Annotated in this window: 7 protein-coding genes and 1 pseudogene; all 8 read left to right on the forward strand. The window is 39.8% G+C overall.

Annotated features, from left to right (window positions below; translation table 11 throughout):
- Positions 1-402: 402 nt before the first annotated feature.
- The gene (locus ACWB0I_RS04410) at positions 403-993 is read left to right on the forward strand and encodes a Uma2 family endonuclease (RefSeq protein WP_479386825.1); all 591 of its coding nucleotides are present in this window, start codon (positions 403-405) and stop codon (positions 991-993) included.
- 1,356 nt (positions 994-2,349) lie between these two features.
- Positions 2,350-5,925: a S8 family serine peptidase gene (locus ACWB0I_RS04415; protein ID WP_479386826.1), complete on the forward strand. Its 3,576-nt coding sequence runs from the start codon at positions 2,350-2,352 to the stop codon at positions 5,923-5,925.
- Between the two features lie 657 nt (positions 5,926-6,582).
- Positions 6,583-6,777: a hypothetical protein gene (locus ACWB0I_RS04420; protein ID WP_479386827.1), complete on the forward strand. Its 195-nt coding sequence runs from the start codon at positions 6,583-6,585 to the stop codon at positions 6,775-6,777.
- Positions 6,765-7,148, forward strand: coding sequence for a PIN domain-containing protein (locus tag ACWB0I_RS04425; RefSeq protein ID WP_479386828.1), 384 nt, complete (start codon positions 6,765-6,767; stop codon positions 7,146-7,148). The genes ACWB0I_RS04420 and ACWB0I_RS04425 overlap by 13 nt, the downstream gene beginning before the upstream one ends.
- A 594-nt stretch (positions 7,149-7,742) precedes the next feature.
- The gene (locus ACWB0I_RS04430) at positions 7,743-8,114 is read left to right on the forward strand and encodes an HU family DNA-binding protein (RefSeq protein WP_479386829.1); all 372 of its coding nucleotides are present in this window, start codon (positions 7,743-7,745) and stop codon (positions 8,112-8,114) included.
- A gap of 428 nt (positions 8,115-8,542) precedes the next feature.
- Positions 8,543-9,859, forward strand: coding sequence for an AAA family ATPase (locus ACWB0I_RS04435; protein WP_479386830.1), 1,317 nt, complete (start codon positions 8,543-8,545; stop codon positions 9,857-9,859).
- Positions 9,856-10,335, forward strand: a complete 480-nt coding sequence (locus ACWB0I_RS04440) for a hypothetical protein (RefSeq protein ID WP_479386831.1) — start codon at positions 9,856-9,858, stop codon at positions 10,333-10,335. Before ACWB0I_RS04435 ends, ACWB0I_RS04440 begins: the two co-directional genes overlap by 4 nt.
- Positions 10,336-10,530: 195 nt before the next feature.
- Positions 10,531-10,775: pseudogene (locus ACWB0I_RS04445) on the forward strand (type I restriction endonuclease subunit R); the annotation flags it as partial.

A 10,775-nucleotide genomic window follows, 5' to 3' on the forward strand; every position in this document is an offset into this window, starting at 1 on the left:
TGATGAGTTGATCTAATGGTTTACAGTATTTGAGATTGATCGGTGATGATAAACGCTTTGGTTTACGGATGTAACTCATTACGCGTTACTTGTTACACAGTCAAGTCCTGGCGTACTTTGTGGATTCTTTGAGCTCTTTGCGGTTGATTAAATTACAGCTCTGGTTGCGGCTGCGCTGCCTTAGAATAATTCCTTTCATGGGAAGCGCCATAAAACTAAAAACGGTTTGACAAATTCTTTTGAGAATATTTTGGCATGGTTTGTAAAACAATTAAAAAGAAGTAAATGGTAATATCTATCCGTTTTTTGACAGTCTTAGCATAAATTATTAATTGTTCTTATTATTTTGACATCTCGTAACAAGATTAATATATTAATTCAAAGTTATGAGGGTAACGCGTCATGCAGGATGCAGCAAAAAAGAGTAAATTAACCCACGAGCAGTATTTTGCTCTGGAAGAAAAGTCGGATATTCGCCATGACTATTTTCAGGGTGAAATATTTGATCTGGCGGGTTCATCGGTTAATCATAATACCATTGTAAATAATTTTGCGCATCATTCCATCGAGAAATTGGCTAAATCCAATTGCCGCATTTTTACCATCGATATTAAAGTTTGGATAGAGTCGGTTGATGTTTTCACCTATCCGGACATTATGATCCTTTGCGGAGAGCCTCAATTTTACAAAACGCGCAATGACACGGTATTGAATCCCGTATTGATTGCCGAGGTGCTGTCCGAATCCACCAGGTCCTACGATCGGGGAGACAAATTCTATTTTTACCGGCAAATCCCAACTTTAAAACATTATGTTTTAATTGATCAGGATGCCCTGCATGTTGAGTATTTTCGTTTGGGAAAAGACGGCCATTGGGTTTTAAGCGAGTTTTCCGATTGGAACGATCGACTGGCAATTAACGATCTGGATTTATTGTTAACGTTAAAAGAAATCTACCATGGGGTTTCTTTAAAAAGGGAGAAAAAAGCATAGTCATTTCTACAGCCGGAAAACATTTTCCTTAATTAAACAGCATTTCCTGTTTTCAGAACGTAAAAATACATGCCTCTGGCGGCTATTTTGCCCTGTGCGTCTTTGCCGCTGCACTTTCCCCGCCAATCAAGATTTCCGTCGCCGCAATATTGGGACTCCAGGTATCGACCATACCAAAAACATCTCGAATAGCACCATCAAAAATGCAAGACTCTGCGCTTACTGTACCCGTGCACATCTTCCCATTGCCATAAAGCGTTCAGCCGTTTTCCAGGACAATGGCGCTGCCCCATTTGTTCGCTTCAGCGCCGTTTAATTTTATCAAACTAAGGGAGCACAGACGCCACTAAAAGACATTTACACAGGGATTTAAGTAACCACAGAGAGCACAGAGGGGTCACAAAGAGCGCAAAGTAATGTTTAAAATTCAAAATTAATTGCCTCACTCCCTCAATCTCGAGTCTGTCCCAAAAGGTGAGCTTTTATTTTAAAACCCAGCCCCCTTCCCTTTATAAAAAGGAAGGGGGCGTTTTAATCTTTGCTTTGTAAAATTAGATTTCTAAATGTTCATCTACTCAAACGTTTGGGAATGGCCTGTAATTAGGCAGCATTAAAATTTTCGCATCCCGCCGTGGCGGGATAGAAGTTTTGCAGGAAGTATTCTAAGGCAGCATAGCTGCAACCAAAGCTTTTAATAAACCGCAAAGGGCGCAAAGCAGTCGCAAAGAATGCCAAGACTTGACACAGCGTAATAAGTAACGCGTGACGCGTGACGAGTTACGTGTTACGCATTCAAGAAATTTTTCGCACGCTAAAGAGTTAGATCTTTTGCAGTAAGTATTCTAAACAGCTTTTTTGCAGGCATCAATCGTTTGCTTACATTTGCACCAGAATAATCAGGACCATTGGTTTTCAAAAAAGAAAATAGTGAGCAAAAAAAGATTAAAAACGGCAATTTGAATTTCATTATCTTCAAGCTTCCAGCTTAATTTTTTACCGGTGACTATTCTTGAGATAACTTTAACGGTTGTTGTCATCGGCCTTAAGTTCAGTCTCCCCCTTTTATTTAAGCAAATTTTTCATGATGTACATCACATGATAAATTGCAGTGTAAATTAAATTTCATAATTATTGAAACGGTGAGTTTTTTAAGTGGTGAGTTTGGAGTCTGTACCAAAGAGAGATTTAAATTCGTTTTTTTACGATTAGCGGGGGTGAATGGGATATATTGCCAAACCACAGCAGTTTAATCGGTTCCTCTTTTATTTAATACCTGCTCTCCCCCGGCTTAAAAGAGATTTTCGTTTATGCTGGTACAGCTTAATTTAAAATGAAGAAGTGCAGTGGGGGGAGTTTATGCTACGTTACGGATTGTCAATTTTATTTGTTTTCGCTGGCCTTTCATTTTCTCTGGCGCAAACAGAAACTAATATAGAGGCCTTGCTAAAATTTTCTGAACAAAAAAGAATAGAGTGGCAGCAGCTGCGCGAACAGGCGGAGGCCTTTGCCAGAGCCAACGGTCTGCCGATTCGTCAGGTTTTTCCGGATGGAACAATTATAGAAATTCAAAGATTAGAGCGGGGCATTCCGATTTATTATATAACGGAGAATGCCGATGCGGCCATTACCACACGCACCAATACTTTGTGGCCGGGCGGCAGTCTTGGGCTTTCTATAACAGGCAGCGGTTATACTGCTCTGGGGGAGTGGGATGGCGGAGCAGTGCTGACCACGCATCAGGAATTTGGCACACGCGTCACACAAAAAGATTCACCCGGCAGCAGTAGCAGCCATGCTACTCATGTGGCAGGAACCATGGTAGCGGCCGGCGTGCAGGCTCAGGCTAAAGGTATGGCCTATGAAGCTCAATTGGATGCCTATGATTGGAATAGCGACGACGCAGAGATGTCCAATGCGGCGGCTTCCGGTTTACAGCTTAGTAACCACAGTTATGGCTATATTACCGGCTGGTATCAGGATAGTTACGGCAGCTGGCACTGGTACGGCGACGTTAATGTGGATCAAAATGAATCGTACAATTTTGGCTTCTACGATTCTCAGGCGCAGAGCTGGGATCAGATCGCTTACGACGCGCCTTATTATTTAATCGTCAAGTCGGCGGGCAATGACCGCACCGATACTGCGCCGGCGCCCGGAACGACGCATACGCACAATGGCAGCGGTTCCTACACCGATACGCATTATGACGATAACTGGGATAATGGCGGTTTTGATTTACTGCGCTCGGCAAGCGTGGCTAAAAATGTTTTAACCATTGTCGCCGTGGGCGATATGGCTGAATATTTTGATGCGACCAGCGTGGCGATGAGCAGCTTTAGCTCCTGGGGCCCAACCGACGATGGCCGCATTAAACCAGACCTGGCGGCCAATGGCGTTGAATTGTATTCATCCGTTGCGTCAGGCAATACTTCTTACGATACTTACAGCGGTACGTCCATGGCGTCTCCAAATGCCACGGGCACACTGGTTTTGCTACAACAACATTATCAAAATACGCATGGCGGGAGCAGCATGCGCTCGGCTACGCTAAAAGCGCTGGTAATTCATACCGCCGATGAAGCGGGCGATTACACGGGCCCGGACTACAAATTTGGCTGGGGATTGTTGAACGCTAAACGGGCGGCGCAGCTCATTACCAACGATACCAAACAAAATGTAATCGATGAACAATTGATTAATGATGGGGGCAGTTATACCAGAACGATTACCGCTGCCGGCAATACGGCCTTAAAAGTGACCATTGTCTGGACAGACCCACCGGGCACGCCGGTTGCCGCTTCGCTGGATCCAACAGACCCCATGCTGGTGAACGATCTGGACTTAAGGCTTACGCGAAACGGCGTAACTTACTACCCCTGGAAACTGGACGTTAGCAACCCCGACGCTGCGGCCACCAATAATTCTGAAAATAATATCGATAACGTGGAACAGGTGTACATCGAAAATCCCGAAGCAGGCAGCTACACCATTACAGTAGATCATGATGGTACGTTAACCAATGGATCGCAAGCTTTTTCCATCATCATTAGCGGTATTGAAGAGTACACCAGCGTTCCCCAGAGCTGTTCTTCAGATTTAATTTCACCCACAGATGGCGCCATTGATGTTCCTCTTTCTACGGTTATTGAATGGGAACCTGTGGACGATGCCACCAGCTACGATTTGTATTTCGGTACGGATGGCGGAGGTACGGCCACACCCACCAATATTGTCAATGGAGAGAGTCAGACAACCAATCGTTACCATCCCAATCTTCAGCCAGGTACAACCTATTATGTGCAGGTTGTACCGCGCAACAATCAGGGATCGGCTGCCGGCTGTACCACCATCTGGTCTTTTACCACAGAAAATGCCACAACTGTGAATACTTTTCCTTACACAGAAAATTTCGATACTTTTACCGATATTGGCAGCGGTAATGATTGGTACAATGCGGCCGACGACGATATTGACTGGTCGGTCAACCAGGGTACAACGCCTTCCGGCGGGACAGGTCCCAATGCAGATCATACTTCAGGCAGCGGGCAGTATCTGTATGTGGAAGCCAGTACTCCTAATTATCCCCAAAAGTGGGCTTATTTGTACAGTAATTATTTTAATTTTAGCGCAGAGAATAATCCTACTCTGGAGTTCTGGTACAATATGTACGGCGCTTCCATGGGCAATTTATATGTCGATGTGTACGCAAACGGGCAGTGGAATACGACCGTTTATTCGCTAACCGGCGAGCAAAGTTCAAATGGGGATGACTGGAAAGTGGCCACCATTCATTTAAACCAGTACAAAGGGGGCGATTTTCAGCGGATACGTTTTAGAGGGCTTACCGGGGATAGTTATCAAAGCGATATGGCTGTTGATGACGTTACCATCCGCGGCGAGGCGTTTCATACCTTTTTAGCCGGAGAAAGCGCAAAACATACCTTTGAAAATACAGGCGCTTCGGTACAGTTTACCACGCCTAACAGCGGGCAAATTGCCCTGGAGGCCATTAAATACGACAGCGATCCAGGCGTTGTGGGGAGCCTGCCCTCCGGCGTTGTAAATGTGGCAAAAGATCGCTACTGGAAAATTTCTCTGCTCTCCGGCGCGGTGGATGGCGTTTACAGCCTGAGCCTGGACCTGGCGGGGATGGCGGGAATCAGCGATTATTCAACCCTTTATTTATTAAAGCGGACAGACAGCAGCAGTCCATGGACTGCCGTTGGAACCAATAACTACGGCGGCAGCGGAACCATAGTGGAGTGGACTGGCATAAGCAGCGGATTTTCGGAATTCACCATTGGCGGCGCTTCGGATAATTCTCTGCCGGTTCAGCTGTCTGCTTTTCAGGCGCAATGTCTGAACAATGGCGTAAAGCTGACCTGGCAAACGGAAAGCGAGATGCAAAACCAGGGCTTTATTGTTTACAAAAAAACGATTGATGACAGCGCCTGGACGGAAATTGCCAGCTACCTGACCCATCCGCAACTTAAAGGTCAGGGAACGGTTTCGCATCGAACAAAATATAGTTTTGTGGATACAGAAGTGCTTGAAAATCAAACGTACTATTACCGATTGGGTGATCGGGATCTGTCCGGTAAGCTTTCTATTCATCAAACCGTAGAAATTGTATTTGTCAAAGAATCCATCCCGGAAACGTTTACGTTAAAAAGCGCCTATCCCAATCCGTTTAATCCGGCGGTAACCATTTTGTACGGATTGCCGGAAAGACAGAACGTACGCCTGGATATTTTCGATTTAAACGGGCGTCGAGTTGTTACCCTGGTGCAAAAAGAACAGGAAGCCGGCTGGCATTCCGTAATCTGGAATGGCAGGGACCGGCAGGGAAGCACGGTAAGCAGCGGCACGTACATTTTCAGAATCAGCGCCGGGCAAAAGGTGGTTGCGCGAAAAATCGTGTTTTTGAAATAACATGGGTGCTTAGCGCTTAAACCTTGATTGAGGCTGGCTCAAAAGGTTGAGGTTGATGAATATTGGTCAAAAGAATGTTTTTGATGAATGAGATGAGTATGCTTTTAAAAAGAAAACATTAACCGCCAGGGGCGCAAAGAAATTATTTGCCCTTACCTCCACAATCACCGGGTCTGTACCGAAAGGTGAGCTTTTATTTTAAAATCCATCTGCCGGCACCTTTCCCTTTAAAAAAAGGAAGGGGGTAATCTTTGCTTTGTAAAATTTAATTTGTAAATATTCATCAATTCTAACTTATGGTACAGCTTCGTAATATTGCCGCACAAAAATTGTAGCCTACCACCATGGCGGGAGGCCAAAATTTTAATGCTGCTTTTGGAGGGACGTGTTGAAGAGTTGGTTTAAATTATATCTGCTAAATCTGCGAGAAAAATAATTGTGATTAAAAAAGTTTCTAGCGCTTTTGGTTGCGGCCGTGCTGCCTTAGACAATTATTTTACAGAAGGACTTGGTTTTAAGCAAAGGAGAATTTATATTAAAAAAAAAAAATGAGCTGAGGAATTTGAAATTAATTCATGAAATTTTTACGATTTAATTAAATAAAAAGTAGAAAAAAAGTATAATAGTAGAAATGAAGTTTTTAATTAGGAGTATGTTATGCAAATTATCATAGAAATAGAGAATAATAAGGAAGGAAGAGCCTTATTAAGCTTTTTAAAACACTTGCCTTTTGTTAAAATAAGGGAACCTCAAAAATCAAAAAGAGCCCAGAATTTTGAAGAAATTTTTGGAATCTGGAAAAATAGAGATATTACTAAAGAAAAGTTAAGAGATAAGGCATGGAGAATGTAATCATTTTATGCGATACAGATGTAATAATAGAATACTTAAAAGGTAATGAAAATACCAAGAAAGTTTTTGATAATTTCGAGAGTGAAAATATTGTACTAAGTGCCATTACTTTAATGGAATTATTTTATGGAGCATTTAATAAGGAAGAACTAAATAAAATCAAAAGAGCATTAAGTGGATTTAATATATTAAGTTTGAATGAAGATATTACTGAAACAGCAATAAATTTAATTGAACAATATTCAAAAAGTCATGGATTAAAAATACCAGATGCTTTGATAGCCTCTACGGCTATTTACCATGATATTACTTTATGGACTTATAATACAAAAGACTTTTCATTTATAGAAGAAATAAAGCTTTATAAATAAGGAAAAATTTTACAGAGTTTTAAGGCAGCAAAGCCGCAACCAAAGCTCTAATTTAATCAACCGCAAAGGGCGCCAAGAATTCGCAAAGAGCGCCAGGACTTAACAACGTAATAAGAAACGCGTCACGCGTTCACGAAAATTTTCGCATCCCGCCATGGCGGAACTAGACCTTACGAAGGAAGTATTCTAAGCGGTTTAAGTTAATTTCACATTTTTTAAAAATTGAAGGTTATTGAATATCCCATCATTTAAACTTTTATTTAAACAATATTTTTTTTATATTGTTCATGATTTTTGTTTAATCCACTCCTTTAAAAAGATATTACAATGTTCTGAGGTTTTTGTGTGTTTAAAATTTGCTTTAAGGTTAAACAGGCATTTAAAACTATTTTTTGATTCCATTTCATGCCAGAGCAAAAATGGAATGCGCGTAAGAGATTATCAAAAAACTGCCCGATCGGTCATTTCCTTGCTAAAGAATAAATTTTCCGCCTTAGAAAATTTGTTTTTCAGGCTAGAAAAATTTTTTTCCAGTGCGGAAAATTATTTTTTTCCGCTGGAAAATGGTTTAACTAACCTTAAGGAGGATAAGACATGGCCTTAAAGGATGTTGCCCCGCTTTTCCCGAGAATTGTTCTGGGAAAAACGACCACCAAAACCGAACTGGTGGAGCATATTAAGGAACGTACCGGACTGCACAAAAGCGATGTGGTGGGCATGCTGGCTGAGCTGGAAGATACCCTGCTGCATTTTTTGTCCATGGGGCGGCCGGTACGTCTGGAAGGCATTGGCATTTTTACGCCATCCATTAAGCTGGACGGCACGATCAAGATCAATTTCCGCATTAACCGGCGGCTGCAGGAACGTTTGAATATGTCCGGCGCCTTTAGCGGCGAGATCAAAAACAAAGAAAACATCGGCAAAACCATGGCCGAACTGGAAGCCCAGGCCGGCGCCACCGATTGATAAATTAAGCTAAAAAAGCAGATATAGCCGTTGTCTGAAGGTAGCCCGACAATAAAGAGGCGGGCTACCTTTCATGCCGGGCTGTGATTTACAACGGATTATTGCCAGCGGCATCCGTACGGAACACACTTCTCGGCTGGTAGAATAAGGAATATGAACCATGAGTATCAAAGAGAAGCGCTGTTTTATTTACTGAAATATCCCGCGCTACGTTTACGAAAATACTTGGTTTTAACAGCGGAGGAAATTATATTTATAGAAAAAGAAACCCGGGGATTGAGAGAATATGCAGTATCTCAACTATGACACCATTTAAAGCAAAATAGAAAATACGACGAAGAATTTGTGCTGTAATCGAATCAGCGTGGGATTTAAACCTTAAAGTGGTATAATATTATGTTATCCTTAAAACAAAAGGAAAATATATTATGAGATACTTGTTTTTAAATAATTGCAGAGGATTTTCAAACTGTTATATCCCAATCTTAGATGTAAATTTTTTAGTTGGAGAAAATAGTACCGGGAAGACTTCTGTTTTAAAACTTCTTAAGTTATTATCTTCCTCTCAGTTTTGGTTTAACTTAGATTTTTCATTTCAAGATGTTGAATTCAGTCACTATGGCGACATTGTGAGTGCCTTTTCTAATGACAAAACTCATTTTGATATTGGATTAATCAAGATTGATAATAATCATGATGTTAAAAATATGGTAGCTTTCTTAATGACATTTACAGAAAAAAATGGAATGCCTTTTCTATCTGTTTTTACATATCTCAGGAATAGCAATATTATGCGTTTACGTTTTACAGAGACGAAAATTAGATATAAAAAAATTGAATTTGACAAAGAATTTAATGAAGAAAATATATTAAATAACATATATCCAAGTTGGATAACTGACCATGAACAAGATACCAAAGGTTATAAAATACTTAAAATCCCAGAAAGATTACCATTTATTATATTAGCTGAATTGATTGAAGCTATTTCAGCAAAAACAAAAACTAAAGCCCAAAAAAAACTAATACCACCTACTTTAAAAGATTTCTTCCCATTAGTTTTTGATAGTGATGTAGCATGGATAGCTCCTATAAGGACAAAACCTAAACATACATATGATATGTATAAATCCGAATTTTCCTCTGAAGGTGACCATACGCCTTATTTAATAAAAAAGATACTTGATCAGGATTCTAATGCAAAAAATTTTAAACAATTTATAAAAAAAATTGGTGTAGCGAGCGGCTTATTTGAAAATATTTTAATCAAAAAATATGGAAGAGGTGCTACAGTACCTTTTGAATTAGATGTAATATTAAATAAAAAACAATTTAGCATTTGTAGCGTTGGATATGGTGTTTCTCAATCATTGCCAGTTATTGTAGAGTTGTTTGTACGCAGAAAAAATACATGGTATGCAATTCAACAACCAGAAGTACATTTACATCCAAAGGCACAAGCAGCTCTTGGTGATTTATTTTTTCAATTTGCTGTTAATGAAGGTAAGAAATTTCTTATCGAAACGCATAGTGATTATACTATAGATCGTTTTAGAATTAACTATAGAACTCATAAAAAAAACAATCTACCAATGTCTCAAATATTATTTTTTGAACGTGATAATAAAGGAAATAAAGTTTATCCTATTCCAATTGAACGCAATGGAAATTTGTCTAAGAATCAACCTTCTGGTTACAGAGAATTCTTTATTAAAGAAGAAATGAAAATATTAGGGATTGAATGATGTGCATAGTTATTGATTCTTGTACTATTGCATCTGTTTTTAACCCGAATGATACATATCATAATGAATTTAGGCCAGTTCTTAAATGGATTTCATTTGGGGCGGGCAAAATGGTATTTGGGGGCTCAAGATATAAACAAGAACTAAAAAAACTTTCTAATTACATAAGTATAATCAAAGAATTACAAAAAGCAGGACGTTGTGTTCTTATAGATGATAATCAAGTAGATGCTATCCAAAAAGATATTGAAAATAAATATAATCATCGAGATTTTGATGACACACATATCGTTGCAATAGTTATTGTAAGTAAAGTGCGATTAATTTGTACAAAAGAAAAGCGTGCTATCCCTTGGTATAAAAGAAACGATCTCTATCCTTCTGGAGTGAAAAAACCAAAGATCTATACATCAAAACAGAATAAGACACTTTTAAAAAGGAAATTTATTGCAAAAATATGCTCACATAATGGATAATAAATCGCTGCTCCTGACCGAAAAACGAGGGGCATGTTTTGCCAGGCGAAATTTTTTTGGTCGTGGAAAATACAGTTGGATGAATCGTTAAAGCCTAATAAATTTTTAAGTATCGTTTTGAATAATATTAAAAAATTAACTACATTTATTAACAATGCCATACATGGCGGGTAGTAAAATGTTTTTGGGCCTGAAATGACATCAAAGAAAGATTTAACAGAACGGGACATTATAACTAAATATATTATCCCGGCATTAGAAAAAGCAGGATGGGATACCCATAAACAAATTCGTGAAGAAGTGTATTTTACCAAAGGCAGGATTTATGTAAAAGGTAACAAAACAAAGCGAGGCAAGGGTAAAAAAGCGGATATCATTCTTTATTATAAACCCAATATCCCCGTCGCGGTAATAGAAGCGAAAGACAATAACCATTCGCT

It is taken from the genome of Caldithrix sp. (assembly GCF_056497305.1).

Excerpts from the sequence above, each read along its gene's own strand:
- ACWB0I_RS04410 (WP_479386825.1), top strand. The coding sequence starts at position 403 with ATGCAGGATGCAGCAAAAAAGAGTAAATTAACCCACGAGCAGTATTTT.
- ACWB0I_RS04415 (WP_479386826.1), top strand. The coding sequence starts at position 2,350 with ATGCTACGTTACGGATTGTCAATTTTATTTGTTTTCGCTGGCCTTTCA.
- ACWB0I_RS04420 (WP_479386827.1), top strand. The coding sequence starts at position 6,583 with ATGCAAATTATCATAGAAATAGAGAATAATAAGGAAGGAAGAGCCTTA.
- ACWB0I_RS04425 (WP_479386828.1), top strand. The coding sequence starts at position 6,765 with ATGGAGAATGTAATCATTTTATGCGATACAGATGTAATAATAGAATAC.
- ACWB0I_RS04430 (WP_479386829.1), top strand. The coding sequence starts at position 7,743 with ATGGCCTTAAAGGATGTTGCCCCGCTTTTCCCGAGAATTGTTCTGGGA.
- ACWB0I_RS04435 (WP_479386830.1), top strand. The coding sequence starts at position 8,543 with ATGAGATACTTGTTTTTAAATAATTGCAGAGGATTTTCAAACTGTTAT.
- ACWB0I_RS04440 (WP_479386831.1), top strand. The coding sequence starts at position 9,856 with ATGATGTGCATAGTTATTGATTCTTGTACTATTGCATCTGTTTTTAAC.